Source organism: Methyloligella solikamskensis (assembly GCF_042676065.1).
In the GTDB taxonomy this organism is placed as follows: domain Bacteria; phylum Pseudomonadota; class Alphaproteobacteria; order Rhizobiales; family Methyloligellaceae; genus Methyloligella; species Methyloligella solikamskensis.
Genome location: NZ_JBHTJO010000001.1, coordinates 1643638 through 1665131, shown reverse-complemented (window position 1 = coordinate 1665131; position 21494 = coordinate 1643638). Strand labels below are relative to the sequence as shown.

19 protein-coding genes are annotated in these 21494 nt (G+C 61.6%); 6 read left to right on the top strand and 13 right to left on the bottom strand.

All coding sequences use genetic code 11. The annotated features are described in order from the left end of the window. Nucleotides 1-88: 88 nt before the first annotated feature. The 4 genes from ACFQ2F_RS08065 to ACFQ2F_RS08050 form a co-directional block, all read right to left on the bottom strand. Nucleotides 89-700: a hypothetical protein gene (locus tag ACFQ2F_RS08065; RefSeq protein ID WP_379088334.1), complete on the bottom strand. Its 612-nt coding sequence runs from the start codon at nt 698-700 to the stop codon at nt 89-91. Nucleotides 701-788: 88 nt separating this feature from the next. Next, nucleotides 789-2135 (bottom strand): beta strand repeat-containing protein, encoded by a 1347-nt coding sequence (locus ACFQ2F_RS08060; RefSeq protein WP_379088331.1) that lies wholly within the window; start codon nt 2133-2135, stop codon nt 789-791. Next, a complete protein-coding gene (locus ACFQ2F_RS08055) occupies nt 2132-5578 on the bottom strand; it encodes a beta strand repeat-containing protein (RefSeq protein WP_379088328.1) in 3447 nt (1148 codons plus the stop codon). The genes ACFQ2F_RS08060 and ACFQ2F_RS08055 overlap by 4 nt, the downstream gene beginning before the upstream one ends. Nucleotides 5579-6075: 497 nt before the next feature. Next, nucleotides 6076-6597, bottom strand: a complete 522-nt coding sequence (locus ACFQ2F_RS08050; protein WP_379088325.1) for a recombinase family protein — start codon at nt 6595-6597, stop codon at nt 6076-6078. Between the two features lie 402 nt (nt 6598-6999). Here ACFQ2F_RS08050 and ACFQ2F_RS08045 point away from each other — a divergent pair, with 402 nt between their 5' ends. After that, nucleotides 7000-7680 carry a Crp/Fnr family transcriptional regulator gene (locus ACFQ2F_RS08045; RefSeq protein WP_379088322.1) on the top strand — a complete coding sequence of 227 codons (681 nt, stop codon included), beginning with the start codon at nt 7000-7002 and terminating at the stop codon, nt 7678-7680. A gap of 70 nt (nt 7681-7750) precedes the next feature. On the opposite strand, the gene ACFQ2F_RS08040 is transcribed toward ACFQ2F_RS08045, so the two are convergent. Beyond that, nucleotides 7751-7894, bottom strand: a complete 144-nt coding sequence (locus ACFQ2F_RS08040; protein WP_379088320.1) for a hypothetical protein — start codon at nt 7892-7894, stop codon at nt 7751-7753. Between the two features lie 1160 nt (nt 7895-9054). Further along, nucleotides 9055-9774 carry a spermine/spermidine synthase domain-containing protein gene (locus ACFQ2F_RS08035; RefSeq protein WP_379088317.1) on the bottom strand — a complete coding sequence of 240 codons (720 nt, stop codon included), beginning with the start codon at nt 9772-9774 and terminating at the stop codon, nt 9055-9057. Between the two features lie 202 nt (nt 9775-9976). Between ACFQ2F_RS08035 and cobT the strand changes: the two genes are divergently transcribed. From cobT to ACFQ2F_RS08015, 4 genes are all read left to right on the top strand, one after another. After that, nucleotides 9977-11035, top strand: a complete 1059-nt coding sequence (cobT, locus tag ACFQ2F_RS08030; protein ID WP_379088314.1) for a nicotinate-nucleotide--dimethylbenzimidazole phosphoribosyltransferase — start codon at nt 9977-9979, stop codon at nt 11033-11035. After that, a complete protein-coding gene (locus ACFQ2F_RS08025) occupies nt 11029-11640 on the top strand; it encodes a histidine phosphatase family protein (protein WP_379088311.1) in 612 nt (203 codons plus the stop codon). The genes cobT and ACFQ2F_RS08025 overlap by 7 nt, the downstream gene beginning before the upstream one ends. Nucleotides 11641-11681: 41 nt before the next feature. Continuing rightward, a complete protein-coding gene (gene cobS / locus ACFQ2F_RS08020; RefSeq protein WP_379088308.1) occupies nt 11682-12458 on the top strand; it encodes an adenosylcobinamide-GDP ribazoletransferase in 777 nt (258 codons plus the stop codon). 109 nt (nt 12459-12567) lie between these two features. After that, nucleotides 12568-12978 carry a hypothetical protein gene (locus ACFQ2F_RS08015; protein WP_379088305.1) on the top strand — a complete coding sequence of 137 codons (411 nt, stop codon included), beginning with the start codon at nt 12568-12570 and terminating at the stop codon, nt 12976-12978. A gap of 61 nt (nt 12979-13039) precedes the next feature. On the opposite strand, the gene ACFQ2F_RS08010 is transcribed toward ACFQ2F_RS08015, so the two are convergent. Next, a complete protein-coding gene (locus tag ACFQ2F_RS08010; protein ID WP_379088303.1) occupies nt 13040-13327 on the bottom strand; it encodes a hypothetical protein in 288 nt (95 codons plus the stop codon). Nucleotides 13328-13515: 188 nt separating this feature from the next. Here ACFQ2F_RS08010 and ACFQ2F_RS08005 point away from each other — a divergent pair, with 188 nt between their 5' ends. Further along, nucleotides 13516-13764, top strand: a complete 249-nt coding sequence (locus ACFQ2F_RS08005; RefSeq protein ID WP_379088300.1) for a hypothetical protein — start codon at nt 13516-13518, stop codon at nt 13762-13764. A gap of 34 nt (nt 13765-13798) precedes the next feature. Here ACFQ2F_RS08005 and ACFQ2F_RS08000 read toward each other — a convergent pair whose 3' ends face one another. From ACFQ2F_RS08000 to ACFQ2F_RS07975, 6 genes are all read right to left on the bottom strand, one after another. Next, entirely contained in the window at nt 13799-14119 is a 321-nt protein-coding gene (locus ACFQ2F_RS08000; protein WP_379088294.1) for a c-type cytochrome, read from the bottom strand. Between the two features lie 53 nt (nt 14120-14172). After that, nucleotides 14173-14637 (bottom strand): c-type cytochrome, encoded by a 465-nt coding sequence (locus tag ACFQ2F_RS07995; protein ID WP_379088290.1) that lies wholly within the window; start codon nt 14635-14637, stop codon nt 14173-14175. 162 nt (nt 14638-14799) lie between these two features. After that, nucleotides 14800-17301: an ATP-binding protein gene (locus ACFQ2F_RS07990; protein ID WP_379088287.1), complete on the bottom strand. Its 2502-nt coding sequence runs from the start codon at nt 17299-17301 to the stop codon at nt 14800-14802. Then, entirely contained in the window at nt 17298-18335 is a 1038-nt protein-coding gene (locus ACFQ2F_RS07985) for an HlyD family secretion protein (protein ID WP_379088284.1), read from the bottom strand. Before ACFQ2F_RS07985 ends, ACFQ2F_RS07990 begins: the two co-directional genes overlap by 4 nt. A gap of 4 nt (nt 18336-18339) precedes the next feature. Continuing rightward, nucleotides 18340-19629 carry a glycosyltransferase gene (locus tag ACFQ2F_RS07980; protein WP_379088281.1) on the bottom strand — a complete coding sequence of 430 codons (1290 nt, stop codon included), beginning with the start codon at nt 19627-19629 and terminating at the stop codon, nt 18340-18342. Next, a complete protein-coding gene (locus ACFQ2F_RS07975) occupies nt 19626-21371 on the bottom strand; it encodes a TackOD1 domain-containing metal-binding protein (RefSeq protein ID WP_379088277.1) in 1746 nt (581 codons plus the stop codon). Before ACFQ2F_RS07975 ends, ACFQ2F_RS07980 begins: the two co-directional genes overlap by 4 nt. Nucleotides 21372-21494 lie beyond the last annotated feature (123 nt).

The window sequence follows — 21494 nt, the reverse complement described above, 5'->3', positions numbered from 1 at the left end:
TCTGCTGACCGCGACCGCTGACGTGTTGGCATGACTGCTCCAAAGGATCTTCAGCCTTTTGGGAACCTGCGCCGCCCCAAAATGACAATCACCGGCCCACCTGGGCTTTGTGCGGGGGCTTTCGTGTTGGAGGGCTTGGCAATTCCGGCGGATAAGCCGTAGCCTTCGCCGGCCGCTCAGCCGTCGTATCGACAGCGATTCCGAAAACCAGCCATCTTCCGTCAACCCGCTGATAAATGAGATCGAAATTGAGGCGCTCCGGCACGGTTGGGAAGAAACCGCTTACGCGGAGCATTCCGTTCGAAGCGATCTCTGGCTGCCTCACCAATGTAGGCTCCAGTGTCAGAATCGGCGAAAGATCGAAATTGCGGTGCCGAAGATCCAAAAAGATCTCCGAAAGTTGCCCGACACTATTCGCGATCTGGAAGCTCGGCGCGCTCAGCTCGCGAAAGACGCTGTAATTGCCGGTCAAATTGGCCTGGTTTAAAGCGATAAGCGTTGAAGTGATCAGCACGATCAGGCGGGGTCCGTTCGGGATAGCATCACTTCTTGGTGCCGTTCCGGTCTCTGCCCCATTGTCAACCGAGTGTTTCTGCGCCGATTTTACACCCGAGCTTCCGGTTTGGGCTTGGCCGTAGCTTTGGCCGAACCCAAGGACCAGTGCAGATGCGATAAGACCCATCAGGACGATCCGAACCATGTCCTACCATAGCATCGTACGAGCTAACTATCGTCTCCAGATTGCCATCCGCGGAGTCCGTTTAGCAGCCTTTTGAGCCAAGTCCCAACTATCGCGTAGAGCCCCACGTCCACTGAGCACCCACGCGACCGCCATAGACATCGTCCCCGGCGTTATTGGCGAAACCCACGCCCCAACCTCCCGTCACTGCCACACGGTCTCCGGGGGTGATCCAGTCATGGCCAAGCACGCCCTCAAACCCCATGCCGAAGGCGCTCGCTCCGTCAAAGCCACCCCAATTCGCGGTGATACCGAAGCGTTCGTCGCCGGTCAGATCGGGATTCACCGCAGCTAGCGCCAAAGCGACACCTGAGCGGTTTTCATCGATATTCGCAGCGGCGATGTCGAGTCTCCTGAAGATTTCACCGCCATCGGAAGCGAGGTTGCCTGTGGCGTCGGTTGTCACGACCTGAAGAGGTCCGGACTGACGCTGACGGCTCAATCCCGACGTGATGCCCGGTGTCTTATAGGTGTCTCTGGCTGTTGCGAGGACGAACTGGTTCGGCAAGGTCGCAACCGCACCGGCACCGATAGCGGTACTGTGATCGGCGGTGACAGTTGCGCCGGCCCCGATCGCCGTATCGTCGGGCCCTGCCGCGTAAGCGCTGCCGCCCACTGCAACACCGGACTTGCCACCGACATAGGCGACATTGCCGATTGCGACGCCCGAATTCGCCGCCGCCATGGATTGGTTGCCGATGGCGACCGCGTAACTGGCAACGTTGCCGCTTCCCGCACCGGTGCCCATCGAGATGTTGTTGACGCCCTTGACGTTGTTGCCCGCGTTCAAGCCGCTGGCAATGTTGTTGTTGCCAGTGACATTGTTACCCGCGTTCAGGCCGCTTGCCTGGTTGTTGTTTCCCGAGACGCCATTACCCGCAAAGGCACCGGAGGACTGGTTCTGATTGCCGGTTACGAAGTTGCCGGAAAAGGGACCGGACGCCCGGTTTTGACTGCCGGTCACGTTGTTGCCGGCGCCATCACCACTCGCCTGGTTATTGTTGCCGCTCACGTTGTTACCCGCATTGGCTCCCGAGGATTGGTTCCGGGTGCCAGTTACAAAGTTGCCGGAGAAGGGCCCCGATGCTCGGTTCTCATTCCCGGCCACGTCATTGCCGGCGCCGTCACCGCTCGCCTGATTGTTGTTGCCGGAGACGCGATTGCCCGCATTGGAACCGGAGGATTGATTTCGAGTGCCGCTTACGAGGTTGCCGGAGAGGGGACCGGATGCCCGGTTCTCATCCCCGGTCACGTCGTTGCCGGCGCCATTGCCGGATGCCTGGTTGTTGCTGCCGCTGACGTTATTACCCGCATTAGCGCCAGTCGCCTGGTTCTGATCCCCCGTGACCACATTGCCGGAGAGAAGACCGCTGGCCAGATTGTTGTTTCCGGTCACGTCGTTGCCGGACTCCTCACCGGAGGCCTGGTTGTTGCTGCCGCTGACGTTATTACCCGCGCATTGGCGCCGGTCGCCTGGTTCTGATCCCCCGTGACGACATTGCCGGAGAGGAGACCGCTGGCCAGATTGTTGCTGCCGGTGACGATATTGCCGGACCCCTCACCGGAGGCCTGGTTGTTGTCGCCGCTCACGGCGTTGCCGGAATATGCCGCTGTCGCCTGGTTCTCGTCACCCGTGACCACATTGCCGGAGACGAGACCGCTGGCCAGATTATTGCTGCCGGTGACGATATTGCCGGACCCCTCACCGGAGGCCTGGTTGTTGTCGCCGCTCACGGCGTTACCCGCATAGGCGCCGGTCGCCTGGTTCTCGTCACCCGTGACCGCATTGCCGGAGACGAGACCGCTGGCCAGATTATTGCTGCCGGTGACGATATTGCCGGACCCCTCACCGGAGGCTTGGTTGTTGTCGCCGCTCACGGCGTTACCCGCATAGGCGCCGGTCGCCTGGTTCTCGTCACCCGTGACCACATTGCCGGAGACGAGACCGCTCGCCAGATTGTTGCTGCCGGTGACGATATTGCCGGACCCCTCACCGGAGGCCTGGTTGTTGTCGCCACTCACGGCGTTACCGGAATATGCGCCGGTCGCCTGGTTCTCGTCACCCGTGACCGCATTGCCGGAGACGAGACCGCTCGCCAGATTGTTGCTGCCGGTGACGATGTTGCCGGAGCCCTCACCGGAGGCTTGGTTGTTGTCGCCGCTCACGGCATTGCCGGAATAGGCGCCGGTCGCCTGGTTCTCGTCGCCCGTGACCGCATTGCCGGAGAGAAGACCGCTCGCCAGATTGTTGCTGCCGGTGACGATGTTGCCGGAGCCCTCACCGGAGGCTTGGTTGTTGTCGCCGCTCACGGCGTTACCCGCATAGGCGCCGGTCGCCTGGTTCTCGTCACCCGTGACCGCATTGCCGGAGACGAGACCGCTCGCCAGATTGTTGCTGCCGGTGACGATGTTGCCGGAGCCCTCACCGGAGGCTTGGTTGTTGTCGCCGCTCACGGCATTGCCGGAATATGCACCCGAGGCCTGGTTCTGGTCGCCCGTCACAAGATTGCCCGTGAGGTAACCGGAGGCCTGGTTGTAATCGCCGCCGACCAGGTTACCGACCAGGACGCCGCTGGCCTGGTTTCCGTCGCCTTCCACAAGGTTTCCGCTGAACGACCCTAGGGCCAGATTGTTATAGCCGGTGACGCCGTTGCCGCTGAAGTAGCCGACAGCGGTGTTTTGATCGCCGGTGACGAAATTGCCAGAGTATGCGCCGACGGCAGTATTGTAACTGCTCCCTACAACGTTTCCGGATGCGAAGCCGATCGCAACATTGCCTTCGCCCTCCACATCATTGCCTGACAGGTTGCCTACCACGCTGTTCGACGAACCCTGGACGAGATTGCCGGAGCCATTACCGACAACGTTGTTGTAGCTCGCCCCGTCGCCATAAAGATTGCCGGAAAAATCGCCAATCACCGTGTTGTCGTGGACGTCGTCTCCGGCCAGGTTGCCAGAATAATTGCCCATGATGGTATTGCCGGCGAAGTCTTCACCGTTCGCGGAGCCAGACAGATTGCCAAAAATAGTATTTGAGGCGAAGCCGTCGCCGTTTCCCGTGCCCGACAGATCGCCAAAGATCGTGTTATCCGTCACGTCGCCGAGATTGGCGCTAGCGGAACCGTTGCCCACGACATAGTTGTTGGCGACGGTCACGTTGGTGTCGCCTGTGCCAAGGCCGTTCGCGCTGCCCGAGGCGTCGCCCCGGATGACGTTACCAGTGACATTGGCGTTGCCGTTGCCGCCGGTGCTCACACCATTGCCACTCCCCGAGAGATTACCGTGGATGTCGTTGTCCGCGACCGTGGCGCTACCAGTTCCGGTGAGCGAACCGCCATTAAGCGAGCCGGATCCACTTCCATAGATTTCGTTGTTTGAAACGGAGGCTTCGCCGCCAAGTGCGCCGGCGCCGTTGAAGCTGCCGGAATTGTCACCGCTGACGAAGTTGCTGGACACATTCGCATCACCCGTTCCAGCCAGGCCGGCGCCGTTTCCGCTCAACGAGCCATTGCCGAAGATATTGTTCTTGGCAACAGTCGACCTGCCGCCCGTACCGCCGGCCCCGTTGCCTGACCCTGAATCGTCGCCGTTGATGATGTTGCCGAGCACCTTCGTGGTGCTTCCCCCGGCACCAGCCAAACCATTGCCGCTGCCAGAGCCGTCACCATTGATTATGTTGTCGGCCATAATGGTGTCCGTCGCCCCGCCGATGCCGACGAGCACAAGACCGTTGTTGCTTCCGGAATTATCTCCGTGGATCGTATTGTTGGTCAGGGTCGCGGTCGCATTGCCGGTCCCAGTGAGAATCTCGCCGTTATCGCTCGCCGATCCAGCGCCAATAACGGTATTGCCGACCAGGGTTGCCGTGGCGTCGCCGGTGCCGAGGACGACCGAGCCGTTATGGCTGCCAGAGCCATCCCCAATGAAGGTGTTGCCCTTAAGAACGGCGACGGCCTCATTGTTAAGGCCGAGACCGACAGAGCCATTCTGACTGCCGGTCTCGGTGCCCTGAATATTATTGCCGATCATCGTGACGCTGGCGGTACCCAGACCGCCAAACACACTGCCATTGCCATTCCCGGCAGTGTCTCCATTGATATAGTTGGCATGGAGAATGGCGATAGCATCGCCACCTCCGACAGTAATGCGGCCATTGTCGCTGCCCGCGTCGGTGCCGATGAAGGTGTTGCCTATGAGCGATGCGCTCGCGGTTCCTGCGATGGTCCGGCCATTGCTGCTGCCGTTCCCATTGCCAACAAAAACATTGTCGATCAGCGTCGCACTGCCATTGCCAATGGCGGCGGAGGCGCCGTTTCCAGTGCCGGACTCATCGCCAGTCACATGATTTCCAGTGATGAGGGCATTGCCGGCCCCCAACACCGCGGCGCCATTTCCATTTAACGAAGTACTGCCCTGGACGAGGTTGTTCAGGATGACGGCGTCACCAACAGCTCCGCTTCCGTTTCCCCTGATCGAACTGGAGCTGCCGTTGTCCAGCACAGTGTTATTACGGAGCTGTGCGTCGCCTCCGAACCCATTGCCGTTTTGTCGCAGATTGTCGCTGCCGGCGATCGTGTTGTTCGTGCAGTTCAGCGTGCCCAGCAGCCCAGCGTTGGATTGGCCGTCGCTTCCATCGTTGAACACATTGTTTGAGCTAGCGTTCGTCGGACAGTTCGCGGCGTATGCCCCCGGGGCACCAGAGACCGTCAGTACCGCCGCTAACAGAACGCAGATCGTTGCGATCAATGCGGCGCTCAGGAGCGCGTGTCGTTGCGGCCACGCGATCAATGACGATGCGCCCGTCTCAGACAACCCCTCAGGTTTCGTTTGAATGCGCATGCGAGCCCCCCAGCCTCATGCTTTCAGCTTCCGATTTCCCGCATTACGGGAACCGATCAAGGCTACCTAAGTATTTGGGGCAACGTTCTATGTATAGGATCGAATTAATCTTGAAATATTATTTACTTATTAGTTTTAAAACTTATATGATACGTTAATGATACAGTTTCTAGACACTTATGAGAAATACATTTCTGATTTTCACCGTGCTTTCTGTTGTTTACGGATTTCGATCACGCCGATATTCTTTATTTTTAGAATTTTTCATTCAGTGATCCCCGTAGTGATCGAATTCTATTCTTCGTTGCTGTGTGATTTATGCAACGGATGCCACCCCTCGCCGCCACAGTTGCGCGGGTTGCCTGGGTGCGAGAGTGCAGCCTGCGGCGCAGACTCAGCAGGGAGAACAGTTTTATTCGGCGCGAGGATGGGAGCGGAGAGCGGCGATAGACAAAAGCTTGCGCTTCACGATTCGATTTTACGCTGAGGAGAGGTTTTTACTGGTGGAGGTACCGATAGAGGGTGGCCCGCGAGATATTGAGCTCCCGCGCCGCTTCATCCACCGTAGCGCCGTTGGCAAGCATCAGGCGCGCTTTATCCAGATCCTGCATCTTTAGCATTCTTGGCCGTCCCGGCCTGCGGCGCGATGAACCGTCTCGCTGCGTAGCCAGACTTTCCTGGAAGGCATGCAATCGACGTAGAGTACTAATAACGACCCGCTCATCCTCTCCATTTGTGTCGAAGCCTTCGGCCAATGATATCAGCCGGACCTTCCGCGCTTCCAAATCGAGCGCTAGACGGACGAGTTCTGGCATCGAGTCGGCTACACAACTCAACGACCAAACGACCAGGCTGTCTCCCGCGCTCAAGCTATCCAAGACGACCTTGAGCATACGCCTTTCTTTCGCGCGCGCCGCGCTATCGACCACGATCCGCTCGCAACCAGCATTATCAAATGCTGCGAGTTCTGAACGCAGATCCTTCGGCACTGCGGCGTCCTGGACATAGCCGATATTCACGATGCCACTCCCCTTTGGCAGCGGCATGTCATGCGGGTGGGAATCCCTATCACAGGTGGTAATGCGCCCATTCCAATTGCTACTCTTTCCAAATGCAGCTCGGCCCTGGGGTAGGGCATTTGTTCCGAAGTTACTTGGACCAGTTCTCTGGCTGAATCGGCGCGCATGGTTGTGCAATACAACTATTGATAGTCTCATGGGTGTTCCCCATGGCGCTGCGCAATTTTGAACACGTGGTCGGAATGAAGCTGGTGTATCTAAGGATGCTGCAACCCACCGGCCTTCCCTCGCCGGGGATCTTCTCTCCGCCCTTATCTATGGCGGGCCCGCTGAACTCAGGATTGCGCAGGGTATCCTTTTTGGGAGAAGACGGAGTTCGGGCTCCAGACGAGCGAACTGGTTATGACGAGCAAGCGACTACAACAATTCGATGTGCAGACTCTGCTAGCTAAGATTGGAGAAAAGGAGATCGAGTACGAGCCGGGGACCGACGTATTCTCTCAAGGCGACACTGCAGACGCCGTCTTCTACATCAGCAAGGGCAAGGTCAAAATTCGGGTTCTCTCCGACCAAGGCAAAGAAGCCGTGGTGGCTTTGCTGGGAGAAGAGCAGTTTTTCGGTGAAAGCTGTCTTGTCGGACAATTGCAGCGCATCGCGACGGCGACGACCATTACGGCTGCGAGCATTACCCGGATCGCCAAGTCGGAGATCGTCCGAATGATCCATGCCGATCCGGCATTTTCAGAATCCTTCATCATCCACCTCTTGAATCGCGCCGTACGCACGGAAGCAGATCTTGTCGATCAGCTATTCAATTCGAGCGAAAAGCGGCTCGCCCGAACGCTGTTGTTACTGGCAAATTTCGGCAGCGATTCCGGGCCGCAGCCGGTGATCGCGAAGATCAGCCAGGAGACCCTGGCCCAGATGATCGGCACGACTCGCGGACGCGTAAGCTTCTTCATGAACAAATTCAGGAAGCTCGGTTTCATTTCTTACAACGGCAGGATTGAGGTCCACCAATCCCTGCTCAACGCTGTTCTCCACGACCAGCCACACGTCGCTCCGCAGACAAAAGAAGAGTGACGATGATTGATGCTCCGTCCGGCAGGCAGCTGCCATCCATTGATCGGGATGAGTCGTTTCGTAAGCTATCCTAGTCGAAAGCGCCGCTGCTCGATCCAAGCTTGGGCGATGCGATCAGAAACGATTTTTCGATCAGCGCTAGTCCGATGCCGAATAGCGCGGTGATACTCGCCATCGTCAGTCCGAGCAGAACCGTCTGGTTGAAACCGATCATGATGTCTGCCAGGCCAGCGGCATTTCTCCTGGAAGACCTGCTGCTACGTGAACAGCCGATGGAGCGTGTCTAGGATGGAGCAGCGAAAGCCAATCCGGGTGGGGCAGGACGGTTCGCAACTCTCTGAATACGCTCCACCACTATAGAGAGCAATTTTGAACACGTCTTTTCGTGGTTGTAGCGTATAGCTATTCTCGTTCCCTTTTCCGCATTGGCGATGGGAACTCCTTTCACCTTTCATAGGCCACTCTTTTGGGCGCCTGGCTCCCTGGGCGCTTTGCCCGGTCTTCCTCTTCGGAGGAAGGCCGGGCTTTTTGTGTCTGCCTTCAACAGGCGTGCGGGATTGACCTTGTCACGTTATTCGGATGTTTTGAATAAAAATACGCTTCTCTACGTATGGATCTACAATTACAGCTCAGTTTTACGGATAAATATTAATTTCTCTGCGCCTTATTCAAAACACAAGACAAGTATACACAGACTTTCATCGTTCTCTAGATACAAGAATCGAAAAAAAATGATCCCTAAAACAGATATATTATTCCTCGATAAGCCTTTTCCCCACGTTCTTTTTTTTAGCACCATGCTCACAATACTCAGTCTTGCCTCGGTATATATCACGTCATCGTTGCTCCTAGACTGACGCTGCGCCCGGCATCCAGCGGTCACGTGCTTAATAGTCCATCATCGTAACCGATCAACCGGAGCACAGTTTGTGTGAGCATCACTTATTATTGGCCGTGTGATGTTTCTCAGGAGTCCGCCGGTGCATATCGGGTTTCTCCTGCCGGCATTATGGGCTGCGACGGTAGCGGCCAGTCGCGAGCAGCAGCAACAGCGACAGCCCAGAGGGCTCTGCAGGCGTATGCCTTGGAGAAAGACGAAGCAGCCCTACTGGCGCCTTCGGCCTCTACGCGCACGGGGATGGGGAGTTCCTTTCCGACTACAGGGCCACATAAACAGGGCGCCTGGCTCCTTGGGCGCTTTGGCCCGTTCGATCGGGCCATCATCGAGGCGAAGTTCCACGAGATGGGCCTGATTTGATCTCGGGTTTGCCGAGTAGCCGATTTGTAATCAGTAGGTCGGGGGTTCGAATCCTCTAGCCGGCACCACTTCCCTGCCATCCCCGCACAGCGGACCAATCGCCTGTTGGCGCGCCCTCACGCCTCCGATGCGCGAGCGAGATAGACGGTCTGCGTGAAGTCGCGATCCTGCAGCGGATTGTGAAACGTCACCGGTTCGGCACGGGCCCGGCAAAATACCGATGCTAGGTGTTGAACGAAGTCTTCCGCGGGCGGAGCGTTCGACCAGAGACCGAAAACGCCGCCCGGCTTCAAATGCCGCTTGAGCCCTTCAAAGCCCTCCGCGGTGTAGAACTGAGCGTGGGCGGGCGCGAGATGGGCATCGGGCGCATGGTCGATGTCCAGCAGGATTGCATCGAACCGCCGGCCTGGCTCTTTGGGATCGAAGCCGTCGGCATTGGCCGCCAGACCAAAGAAATCCCCGCATACCATGCGAGCGCGTGGGTCCGCGCTGAGTGCAGGGCCTAGCGGCAAAAGCCCTTCTTCATGCCACTCGATGACCGCTTCCATGAACTCGACCACGAGGAGCGACCCGACCCGATCGTCCTCGAGCACGGCTTCGGCGGTGTAACCGAGACCGAGGCCGCCCACGACGACATCCAGACCGTCTCCGGCGAGCTCGCTCAGGCCCAGCCGCGCCAGCGCGATCTCCGAGGCCGTGAACTGGCTCGACATAAGAAACTCATCGCCGAGCTTGATCTCGTAAATATCGACATCCGCAGAGGGGTGCCGACGTCGGCGCAGGCTCAGGGCCCCCATCGGGGTCGGGCGATAATCCAGTTCCGTGAAGCTACCCATCACCTGAGGTTTACATGATTTGCAACGACGCAGGTCGACCGATTTGTATTCAGCCGATCGGGGGTTCGAATCCTCCAGCCGGCACCATTCCTTCGGCAGCTCTCAGACCTGCCGCGCGGCGTGACCGACGGTCCGCTTGACGGAAGGCTCCACCCTGTCCTCCATTCCGGCCTCACGAAAGAGGGAGGCCAAAGGAAAATCCGTGACAGACGCTGAGTGGTATCGCGCGCCCTGCCCGCGCCCGTCGGAGACAAGAGAAAGAGAGGCGGCCGACCGTCAGAACGCCCTCACCAAGCCGCCTGGCTCCCTCGGCGTCCTGGAGCGGCTGGCCATCCGGCTCGCCGGCCTGCAGGACACCGGCCGGCCCCGCGCCGATAAGATCAGCATCGTGCTGTTCGCCGGCGATCACGGGGTGACAGCCCAAGGGGTCTCCCCCTACCCGTCCGAGGTGACGGTGCAGATGCTGCAGAACTTTACCCAAGGTGGCGCGGCCATCTCGGTCCTGGCGCGGGAGCTGAACGCAAGCCTCGAAGTGGTCGATGCGGGCTCGCTGGCCGAAGCCGATCTCCAAGGCGTCGTCGCCGACAAGCCGCGCTCCGGCACCCGCGACTTCTCCGCCGAACCGGCCCTGACCGCAGACGAGCTGGCCCATGCCCTGGCGGCAGGACAGCGTGCGGTCGGCCGCGCGCTTAAGGCGTCACCGGATATTCTCGTGCTCGGCGAGATGGGCATCGGAAACACCACCGCTGCGGCCGCCATCGCCGCCGCACTCCTCGACCTGGCGCCCTTGGAGATTGTCGGCGCGGGCGCCGGCCTCGACGATGACGGCATAAGGCGCAAGGCCTCCATCATCGCCGACGCGCTGGAGCGCCACGGGCTCGTGCCGAGCGGCATTCCGCCCCTCGCCGTTCTCGAAGCGGTCGGCGGGCTTGAGATCGCAGCCCTCGCCGGGGCCATGATCGCCGCCGCCCAGGCTCGAATCCCTGTGCTTGTCGACGGGTTCATCGTGACCGCAGCAGCACTTGCCGCCGTCCGCATCAATCCGTCCTGCCGGGACTGGCTGATCTTCTCCCATCGGTCCTTCGAACGCGGTCATCAGATCGTGCTGGACGCGTTGGACGCCGAGCCTCTGCTCGATCTTCGGCTGCGGCTGGGTGAAGGCTCCGGTGCGGCGGTCGCGGTGCCCCTGCTGCGGCTTGCCTGCGCCCTTCATGCCGGGATGGCCACCTTCGACGAAGCGAGCGTCTCGGGCCCATGCTGATCGATCTCATCCGCCATGGGGCCACGGAGCCGCCGGGCCTCCTGCTGGGCCGGACCGATCCGCCGCTTTCGCCAACCGGTTGGCGCCAGTTCGAAGCCCAGACGGAAGGCCGTACCTGGCCCAGGATCGTCAGCTCGCCACTGCTGCGGGCGCGGGAAGCCGCGGAAAGCCTGGCCGCAAAGCGCGGCCTCGCCGCCCATATCGATTCCAACTGGGCGGAGCTCGATTTCGGCGCCTGGGATGGCCAGCCGGTCTCAGGCCTGCGCGAAGATCCCGCCATCGCTGCCCAGCTCGATGCCTTCTACAGCGACGAGGATGCGGCCCCGCCCGAGGGCGGCGAAAGCTGGAGCGCTTTGCGAACCCGAGTCGCCAACGCCCTGGACGAACTCCTGGAAACGGCCCCTGAGTCCGACGACGCCGCGCCATCCGCGCTTGTCGTCACCCATGGCGGCCCGATCCGCACCGCCCTGGCACTCACCTGCAATCTTCCCTTCGCCCATCTCTGGACGCTTCGCATCGCCTATGGCACACGGATAAGCCTGCGCTTCGGCCGCACAGAAGACGAGACGATGTGGGGCGAACTGATCGAGATCGTGCAGCCGTGACGCGGAAGCCGTAATCGCCGAACCATGACAGCCGGGGCGCAATGGTAGACTGGCCTGAGGGACAAGACGAATGGCGCGCGGCGGCCGAAGAGCAGTGGCGCATCTTCCGCCATGCCTGCCAGTTCCTCACCCGCATCCCCGTCCCGGTCATCGAGGACTTCCGGCCGGAAGAATTTTCCCGCTCAACCATCTGGTTTCCCGCGGTCGGCCTCATCGTCGGCCTGCTGCTCGCCCTTTCCGTCTGGCTCGGCGGTCAGCTTTCGCCGTGGATCGGCGCCCTTTTCGGTCTCGTGTTCTGGGTCGGGATCACCGGCGCGCTCCATCTCGACGGAATGGGCGACGTGGCCGATGCCATGGGAGCGGCCCACCGCTCGCCCCAGCGTTTTCTGGAGGTGCTGCGCGATCCCCATATCGGCGCCTTCGGGGTGATCGCCATCGTCCTGCAGCTCATGGCCAAGCTGGTGCTACTGGCAGCCCTCACCGGTCCCGAGTTTCTCCCCGCCCTTATCCTCGTGCCCGCCTGGGCGCGGTGGGGCCCGCTCATCTGGAGCCTCATGGTACCGCCCCTGGCGAGCGGCACGGGCGAGCGCTTCTCCTGGTCCATCGACTGGCAGGTGGCGGGCATTGCAGGCATCATCCTCGGCATCTTCAGCCTGTGGCTGGCGCCCTCTCTCCTGCTCGCCTTTTTGATCGTGCCGGCGATCTCGATCTATTGGCAGGTTCGCCTCGGCGGCGTCACCGGAGATTGCCTGGGCACGAGCGTCGAGGTGACCGAAAGCCTCCTGCTGCTCGTCCTCGTCGTTGCGGTCGCGACCTGAGCCAACGCGGTTGCTTCTTCAGTCGCTCCCTCATCGATGGAATCGCTCCGCCCGCTGCGATAAGATTTCGCCAGGGAGATCGAAGGGGAACTCAGGGGGGATTGAAGTCATGACCGCGCGATATCTGTTTGCGTCTCTCGTTTTCGGCGCTCTTGCCGCGCTCGGCACTTCGGCCGCACCGGATCTCGTCCGGGCTCAGGACGACGGTTATTCGTTCGAGGACTTCATGGCCGAAATCGAGGAAGGCAAGAAGGATCAGGCGCTGTGCCGCGATGACGACGGTGACACCCCTCCGCAAGAACGAATGGATGCCTGCACCCGCCTGATCGAGGACGCCCCCGTCGAGAACGACCTCGTCGGCACCTACTACGTCAACCGGGCGATGGCCGATACGAATTCCCCCCAGAGCTGCGCCGACGTGCGCAAAGGCATCCAGGTGGTCGAGGATTCAAACTCTTCCATCTATGGCGAAGACTACCTCTCGGCGGCCCGCCGCCTCGAAGAGGTGATCTGCCAGTAGGCAAAACAAAAGCGCCGGCCGGAGCCGACGCTCTTTCTCATGCTTTGAGTCCGATCGCGACCTAGTCGCAATCGAGCTTCCAGCGGCCCAGAAGTCCGCGCTCCCACACACAGGCAGGACGCGGCGGCGGACCCCAGCGGCGGGCATACATCGGCACGCGGCCCGTATAGCCGGGCACCCACGCGCAGCGCCGCGGACCGCAGCGCCAAGCCGCCTTCTGGACGGCATTGGTCTGAACCGGAGCCTGCGTAAGGCCCGGCGCCGCCATGGCAGCCTCGGCCTGACCGGTCTGGCCAGCGAACATGAGGCCGGCGGCGAGCATGGCACTCAGGAAGATCTTCTTGGTCATTGTGACACCTCCCTCTGTTTGAACGTACACAGGGCCAACACATGAGGTGCCGATAGGTTCGCCCCCTTCTCCACGGCGCGACGATACGTCGAGCGGCGCGTGCGCGGCGGAACAGCAGCCTGGCCCCGGTCATTTCTCTACTGGGGTTCAAAGCGGTGCTTGAGGGAGAAACCCTGAGGAGAAACCACATGACGTCCAAACGGAATTTTGCCCTCGCCGGAGGATTGCTCATCCTGGCCGCAATGACCCCAGCCCTCGTCCAGGCGGCCGAGCCCCGAGTCGAGTATCAGGGCGAGTGGGCCGACGATCGCGACCCGAATATCTATGGGAATGAGCCCGGCGACGAGGTGCCGGCCTATAGGGGTGGCGACATGTACGAAGGTGCCGATCTCGATACACCAGGATCGTCTGAGGTCGAAGGCGGCTACGGAAACTAGACGCTAGGTTCGCGGCGTCGGGTCCGTACGGCCCCTACTCGGCGTCGTCCGCCTCGGGCTTCTCGGCGCCCTTATCCAGGCTGCCGATATAGGCGATGAGATCGTTGATCTCCTGGCGCGTCAGGGAGAGCGACGGCATGGGCGGATGCGGGTCGGCGAGGAAGCCGGCCAGCATGTCGACGCTGTCGCCGTATTTCTTCGAGATCGCCATGAAGCTCGGCGTGCCGACGGCGGCGGCCGTCTCCTGTTTCGGACCCACCAGATGACAGGTGGAGCACCATCGCTCCGCGATCTGCTTACCGCTCACGGCGATGCCTGCGGCAGACGCAGCGCCCGACCAGACAAGTCCAGCCAAAGCAATCATTAAGAGGGATACGCTCAATCGATTTCGCAAAGCTCTAGTCCCTCCTACAACGTCTTCAGATAGCTGATCAGCGCGTTCACCTGCGGCGCGGTCAACTCGAAAGCCGGCATGTCCGGGTGGCCCGTCACGATCCCCTCGGCCAGACTCTCGGCCAGGGACTCGACGGGATAAAGCTTGTGCAGATCCCGGAAGGGCGGCGCCTTCGGCTCGGGGCTCTCGTCGCTATCGCCGATGGCGTGGCAGCGGCCGCAATTGGCTTCCGCGAGGGCTCGGCCCCGCTCCACCGGATCTTCCTGAGGCTCCGGATCGGCCGGCGCGGTCGGCTTTTCCGCCGGCGCCTTGGCCGCATCGGGCACGTCTTCAGGTGCGACCGTCTCAGCAGGCGGACTGGCCGTCTCCGGCGTCTCAACGGTCTCGGAGTCGCCATCCGTATCGGCCGCCATGTCCGCCGCAATGACCGGCATAGGCCAGAGCGCGCAAATCAAGGCGAAGGCTGCAAGCCGCCGCATCGCGTCCCTCGATTTCTGATCCCAAATGGCGCTTCGCGCTCAACCTCGCAAAGCACCCGATTCGAAAGAATCGTAGCCCGCACCGGAAGCCATACGCAACCGGCTTTCAAGCGAAGGAGATTAATCGCCTGAAGATGCGGCAGAATTCAGGATGAAGCGCCCTCAGGCCGCCCGCATGCGCTGCAGACGTTCCGAGGCCTCATCGCCCGCCTCCTTCAGCCGTGCAAGTGCCGGATCGACGGCCTCGGGGCTCTCGCACGCCTGCTCCAAATCGCTCGCAAGCCCCGAAACGCGCATGAAGCCCAGCATGCCGGCCACGGATTTCAGCTTGTGGGCCGCCTTGGCCAGGGAATCGTGGTCCTCGCCGTTGACGTAGAGATCGGCGAGCATCGCCTCGAAGGTCGAGATGTGCTTCTCCAACCGTTCCTTGCCCAACAGGGCGCCGAGCTCGGTGAAGGTCTGTTCGTCGAAATTGCCGGCTTCATCGGTGTTGGCGGGTTCCATCGTTTCCTCCTGTGGCTGGGGCCGTTTCGGCCCCCATTTCTCGATGGTCCGCAGCAGATCCGGCTTGGCGAAAGGCTTGCCGACATGATCGTTCATGCCGGCCGCCTTGAACCGCGCGACCTGCTCGGAAAGGACATTCGCCGTCATGGCGATGATGGGGAGCGTGGCGAATGCTCCGCCGAGCTCGCGGATCTTCTCCGTCGCCGTGATGCCGTCCATCCCGGGCATCTGGATATCCATCAGCACCAGGTCGTAGCGCTTGTTCTGGACCGCCTCGACCGCATCCGCCCCGTCGTCGGCGAGGTCAACCCGGTGGCCTTCCTTCTCCAGATAGGCGGCGGCGATCTCCTGGTTCATGGGCAGGTCTTCCACCAGCAGGATGTCCAAGGGGCGCAGCTTCACCCGACGCTCCGGAAGGGTCGGCTGTGCAGTCGCCTCCGCCTTTGGCAGCACGAGCCGGAACCAGAAGGTGGAGCCCTCGCCGGCCTCGCTCTCAACGCCGATCTCGCCGCCCATCAGATCGACGAGACGCTTGCAGATGGCGAGCCCCAGCCCGGTCCCACCGAAGCGCCGCTGCACGGTGTTGTCCACCTGGGAGAAGCGCCGGAAGAGCAGATCCCGCTTGTCCTCCGGAATACCGATGCCGGTGTCTTTGATGTAGAACCCAATCTTCTCACCGAACGCCGTCTGGCCTTCATCGACGATGCGCAAGGAGACCGAGCCTTCGTCGGTGAACTTCACGGCGTTGTTCAGGAGGTTCAGAAGCACCTGGCCGATCCGCTTGTCGTCGCCAAAGAGCCAGGACGGAACGTCGTCACTGATCTCAAGACTGAGATCGAGATCCTTCCCTTCGGCGCTGCCATGCACGATGGAAATCATATGGTCCGCCAGAGATGCGACGGGGAAGGCACGGGGCGAGATATCGATCTTCCCCGCTTCGATCTTGGAGAAGTCGAGGATGTCGTTGACGATCGTGACGAGGGAATGAGCCGCGTTCTGAGACAGCAGCAGACGCCGGCGCGCCTCGTTGGAGATCGTCTCACCATCGAGCACCAATCCCGTGAAGCCGATGATCGAGTTGAGCGGCGTGCGGATCTCGTGGCTCATCGAGGCCAGGAAATCCGTCTTCGCCTCGCTCGCCTTCTTGGCCGCGACGAGCGCTGTTTCGGCCTCCTGCTGAGCCTTCGCCAACGACAGGGCAGATTCCTCAGCGAACCGGAGCGCCTCGAGAAAACGCTCCTGCAACTTCTTGCGCTGATCGAGGATAGCCGCAACGACCAGGCTCTCAAGCGCCGTCGTCGCCACGAAAATCTGCAGGATGACAAGCGTCGTGCGCATGTCGCCATGGGCCAGCAGCAGTGGCCCGAAGCCGCTATTGGTCGCGATATAGGCGGCAACCGCCGTCAGCAGGATGCCGATCGCCGCACCGAGGAATCCAAGCTGGAAGACCGCGAAGAGCAACGCCGGAAAAGCGAAGAAGAGGAACGGAAAGCTCTTCTGCCAGAACACGAGCGCCAGTGCGGCCATCATCACGGCCAGGACGATGCCGAGCTTCAGGAGCATGCGCGGCGCGAGAAGCGCCTCGAAATCAGCCCTGTGCACCGTCATCACGATAGGCGTGACGATCAGCAGACCCAAGGCGTCGGTCGGGTACCAAATCCAAAAGATTTCTCTGAAGTCAGCGCCATCCACGAGGCTGAGCCACCCGGCCGCCAGCACGCCGGAGACGGCGGGGGCCAAGGTGAGCGAGACGATCGAGAACGCTGACAGGACCCGCGGCCTGGAAAAATCCAGGGGCTCGCGGAGGGCCAGCAACGGAAACGTGCAGAGCATGACCTCGATCAGATTGCAGACCGGCAGCCCAAATGTGATCAGCCATGGGTCGCCGAGCGCGACATTGGCAGCCGTGTTCCCGAGGAAGCCCACGCCGGCAATGCCCGCCCGCTCCGAAAACGGCCGGCCAGCGGCGCAGGACCGCAGCAGGATCGCCGCCAGCAATCCGTTGGCGACCCAGACCGAGGCGACGCGCCCCTCGGTCAGCGTGAGGCTCACGCCGAGCAGACATGCGCCGAATATCGCGGCGAAAACCAGCGCGTATCGCCACCAGCCCATAGGCGTCGCGGCCTGAGGCGGTGCTGTGAGCGTCGTGACGGCGTTCATTGCGCCTCACCCCGCTCCGACATCAGCCACTCACGCCCCTGGCAGATCAGCCAACAGCCCCGCACCTCCACCTTTTGGGCGACAGCGAAACCTTCCCCGTCCAGGGCGATCCGCACCAGGCGCCCGCGATCCCGCGGTTTGAAGAGATTCTGAAATTCCGGCGGCAGGGTATCGGCCACGCCGAGCACCGCATCGATGCGTCCGTCGACGGCCTGGGCACCGCTGCTGACGCGCACTTTCTGCCCCGGCTCCACCTCGAACAGATAGTCGTTGGACAGGTAGGCCAGCACATAGGTCTTCGAACCGTAGATCGTCAGCAGATCGTCGCCGAAATTGACCACCTGGCCTTGGGTCGGGACCTTCGGCCCCACCGTGCCGCCACGCACCGCGCGGACGATGCCATCATCGTAGAGCGCCTTAAGACCGTTCAGGGCACCGATCGCCCTGTCGTAGGACTCCATCACCGAGGGAAGCTGAGTTTCGAGGATCTCCGATTGGCTCTTCAGCTCCGCCAACCGTTCGGCGGCATCGAACTTGTTCTCCACCGCCTCATTCACCCGCGCGTTCGAGACGAGCCCCTTGTTGTCGAGCTTGTCGAAGGCATCGAGTGTGGCGTTGCTCTCCGTCACGTGACGTTCGGCGATCGGCAGCAGCGAGGAGACGACGCCCAGCTTCACCTGAAGCTGCGCCTTTCGCTCGCTCATCTCGGCCGCCCGAAGCGTGAGCTCGGCAATGTCCCGCACCATCTGCGCCGATTCCATGCGGACCAGCACGTCCTCCTGCTCCACTGTCTCGCCTTCGGCGACCTCCACGGCCACGACCTGCCCGGGATAGGTCGCCGCCACCGCATCGCGGTCCGTCAGCAGAATGCCTTCGGCACGCAGGAAGACCATGTCGCCGAACAGGTAGTTCAGGATCACGAGGCCGAGCAGCGCGAGCAGCCCCAGATAGATGCGCCGCCCCCAGGAGGCGGACTCCACCCGCTGCTCGCTCACCAGCTTGTCGACGCTTGGACGTTTGTGGATCTTCAGCATGACGTCACCACGGGCGCACGGCGCGCACTTTGGCCGGCACGTAGTTGTCGCGCCGGGAGCCGAACAGGAAGACTTCTTCGAAATAGGCGTAGAGCCGCACGAAGCGCATGAAGTAGCCGGTGTAGATGGAGTAGGCCGGCATATAGACGGCGTTCTGAGCGAAGACCGGCCGACCGGTCACCAGATCGGCCATGGCCAGCAGAATGAAGTCGCCCGCCATCATGGCGAGCTGCATGGCGATCAGGATCGGGATAGCGACCGCGCCGTACTGGCCGAACAGCCAGACCAGATAGATCGGAAAGATCACCGCCGCCAGGACGCCGAAGATCAGGAAGTCCCACTGATGGAAGGCTTCGAGCATGCGGAAGCCCGACCATGACGGGATCAACAACCGGCGATGCTTGCGATACCGGATCCAGATCGAATCCCGCTCCCAGCGAAGCCGCTGGCGGATCAGGGTCCAGGTCTTCACCGGCACGTCGGTGTAGCAGATCGCCTCGCCGGCGAAGACCACGCGCCAGCCCTTCTCACGCAGACGCATGGTGATATCGAGATCCTCGCCGCCGCCCACGTCGAATCCCGCGACGTCGTCCAGGGCGTCGCGGCGAAAAGCGCTGAAGGCGCCGGAAATACACACCACCTGCTCCGTGGCATTGCCCACCAGCTTGCCGATGGAGATGGTCAGCAGATATTCGATCGCCTGCATCTTGGCGGTGAGGCTCGCATCGCCGTTGCGCGGCACGATATCGCCAGAGACGCCACCCACTGTGGGATCGGCGAAGGGCTCCACGATATTGGCGAGCGCGAACCGGTCGTAGGAGCAATCCGCATCGGCATTGACGATGATGTCCCCGCGGCTGGCCGCGATGGCGAGATTCATGGCCGCCGACTTGCCCCCGCGCATATCCGTGGAGAGCGCCCGGGTCAGCAGTCCTTCGCGAACGAGACGCGCGGAGATCTCCGCCATCTCATCGCGCGATCCGTCGCTGACCACGATGATTTCGAGCGGCGGCAAAGACTGCTCATGGAGCGAGCGTACGCAGCGCTCGATCACGTCGGCCTCGTTGTGGCCCGCCACGATTGCTGTGACGCTTCGCCGGTCGAAGGCCGCCACACGCGGCGCTGCACTCCGCGGCGACGGCAGAAGCTTCACCGCAAGGGGCGCCACGCTCACCGCGACGAAGGCGATGCCATAGCGCGGCAACTCGAACAGCAGGAAGTACCAGAAGACCACGAAGAGGCTCTGGCCGCTCTGCCCGGTGATGATGGAAAGGCCGAATTCGATATCGCTCATGACGCCGCAACGATCTCCTGTCGCGGCACCAGCCGGTATTCGGGTCGCAGGGATTCGACCAAAGTCTCTTCCGAATGAGCGAAGGCTCTGGTCAGAAAGGCTTCCAGGCTCGCGGCGTCGTCGTCGGCAAGCACCAGATAGTCCCGCCGTTCGCCTGGCACCACGCGGCCGTAATCGGCCAGCAGGTTGGAGAGGTTCTCCAGGAAGAGCCGCCGCAGCTTTGCGAAGACCGGGTACCCGCTCTGAGCTACGATTCCGGGTTCGGCCCCGTAGAAGACCTCCACCACCTGAAAGATTTCCCGCTCCGACTCCGGATCAAGTCCCGACCCGTGCAGGACGCGGATGAGCTCTTCGGGAAGCGGCGGCACGTCCCCCTCCCCACTCCCCGGTGTTTGCCCATTGGCCGCGGGCGCCGTCTCAATCCGCAAGGTCCGCGCGTTGCCGGTCAGCATCTGGCGCGCCTTGGCCGTCAGGGAATAGGCGTGAACGTCCTGGCGCGAGATCGCCTCGGCATCGCTATGGGTGCCGCAATCCATGCAAATAAAGCCCACGGCCGGCTCGGAATTCCACGCCCCGCAGGAGCCGCAGACGAACACCTTGCCCGGCCGGTCGTAGTCGTGACCGTAATGGCGCAGCGCGCTCTTGCATTTCGGGCAGACCAGCTGCGCCCCGGAGCGGAACGCCTCTTCCGGCGCCTGGTAAGCGCAGCGGAAGTGATGGATCAGCTCGCTTTCCTCGATATCGGCGGAGCGGCATCCAGGGCATTCCTCCCGCACCGACAGCCGCTTCGACTGGCAGGCGCCGCAGACATAGAAACGGTCGGCGAAGCGGCTGGAGAGCAGCCCCTGGATCACCAGGTCCTCCGCCGCCGCCACCGCGGTCTGCGGAAATCCGCCGGGATAACTGATGCAAGCCGGATGGGACGGATCGTAGTCGGGCGCGAAATCCCGTTCCGACACGTAGAGATAGGCGAGAAGCTGGTCCTTGAGGTTTTCTGCGCGTTTGAAGCGGTCCTCCAGCCGGAAACGGTTGCGGGCGAACTTCGCCACCGCATCGGCGGTCTCCGCCCAGTCCTCAGGTGCCGCGGCATTCAGGGCCACATCGGAGACCAGCCGCACCTTGCCCGTGAGATCCACCACGGGAAGCACGTGATTTCCGTCGTGCAAGCGCAGCCGCTCCAGCTCGGAAACGCCGCTTTCCTTGGTGAGTACGATGCAATCGGCCTCACCGTCTTCCGCCGGCTGGAAAAACAGGCTGAGCGCCGTGGACTGGTCGCGGGTCGGCACCGGCACCGTGATGGCCCGCGGCGCCGTCTTGAAACCTCGCTGCTCCCAGAGGCTGCGCGCCAGGTTGGCAAGCCGCCCGCGATCCGTCTCGCCAAGCGTCCGCTGCACGTAGCGCACGATGTCCGCTGGCGAGATCGGCTTCTCCAGCACGTCGTAGAAGGCGTCTTCGGCGCCCTTCTGGGCTCTGAGCTTTTCGATATTGCCGGTAAGGGCGACAAGCCGCGGGACATGGGTCTCCGCGGTCAGGGACTGCAGCAGCCGGGCCGAGGTCAGCCCGTCAATATCGGGCATCTGATAATCGATCAGCGCCAGCTCGTAATCGTTCTTCTTGATGAGATCGATGGCCGACAGGCAGCTCTCGGCCTGGTCGACCGAGAAGCCCTTCGCACTAAGCGCAGCACTGGCGACATCCGTCATCAACGGATCGTCGTCGATCACCAAAATCCGGGCGGACACAAGACTTCTCCGAACCTTCCCTGCATTTTCGAGAAAGTTAGGACGACAACCTTGCTATTCCGCTAAACGGTTGCGTGTAATTGATCGGGATAAATACGCTGAAAAGTCTTTGTTTTCAGCCTC

Bases quoted from the DNA above. Each gene is read 5' to 3' on its own strand.
- ACFQ2F_RS08065 (WP_379088334.1), bottom strand. From the start codon at position 700: ATGGTTCGGATCGTCCTGATGGGTCTTATCGCATCTGCACTGGTCCTT.
- ACFQ2F_RS08055 (WP_379088328.1), bottom strand. From the start codon at position 5,578: ATGCGCATTCAAACGAAACCTGAGGGGTTGTCTGAGACGGGCGCATCG.
- ACFQ2F_RS08045 (WP_379088322.1), top strand. From the start codon at position 7,000: ATGACGAGCAAGCGACTACAACAATTCGATGTGCAGACTCTGCTAGCT.
- ACFQ2F_RS08040 (WP_379088320.1), bottom strand. From the start codon at position 7,894: ATGATCGGTTTCAACCAGACGGTTCTGCTCGGACTGACGATGGCGAGT.
- ACFQ2F_RS08035 (WP_379088317.1), bottom strand. From the start codon at position 9,774: ATGGGTAGCTTCACGGAACTGGATTATCGCCCGACCCCGATGGGGGCC.
- ACFQ2F_RS08025 (WP_379088311.1), top strand. From the start codon at position 11,029: ATGCTGATCGATCTCATCCGCCATGGGGCCACGGAGCCGCCGGGCCTC.
- cobS (WP_379088308.1), top strand. From the start codon at position 11,682: ATGGTAGACTGGCCTGAGGGACAAGACGAATGGCGCGCGGCGGCCGAA.
- ACFQ2F_RS08015 (WP_379088305.1), top strand. From the start codon at position 12,568: ATGACCGCGCGATATCTGTTTGCGTCTCTCGTTTTCGGCGCTCTTGCC.
- ACFQ2F_RS08010 (WP_379088303.1), bottom strand. From the start codon at position 13,327: ATGACCAAGAAGATCTTCCTGAGTGCCATGCTCGCCGCCGGCCTCATG.
- ACFQ2F_RS08005 (WP_379088300.1), top strand. From the start codon at position 13,516: ATGACGTCCAAACGGAATTTTGCCCTCGCCGGAGGATTGCTCATCCTG.
- ACFQ2F_RS07995 (WP_379088290.1), bottom strand. From the start codon at position 14,637: ATGCGGCGGCTTGCAGCCTTCGCCTTGATTTGCGCGCTCTGGCCTATG.
- ACFQ2F_RS07990 (WP_379088287.1), bottom strand. From the start codon at position 17,301: ATGAACGCCGTCACGACGCTCACAGCACCGCCTCAGGCCGCGACGCCT.
- ACFQ2F_RS07985 (WP_379088284.1), bottom strand. From the start codon at position 18,335: ATGCTGAAGATCCACAAACGTCCAAGCGTCGACAAGCTGGTGAGCGAG.
- ACFQ2F_RS07980 (WP_379088281.1), bottom strand. From the start codon at position 19,629: ATGAGCGATATCGAATTCGGCCTTTCCATCATCACCGGGCAGAGCGGC.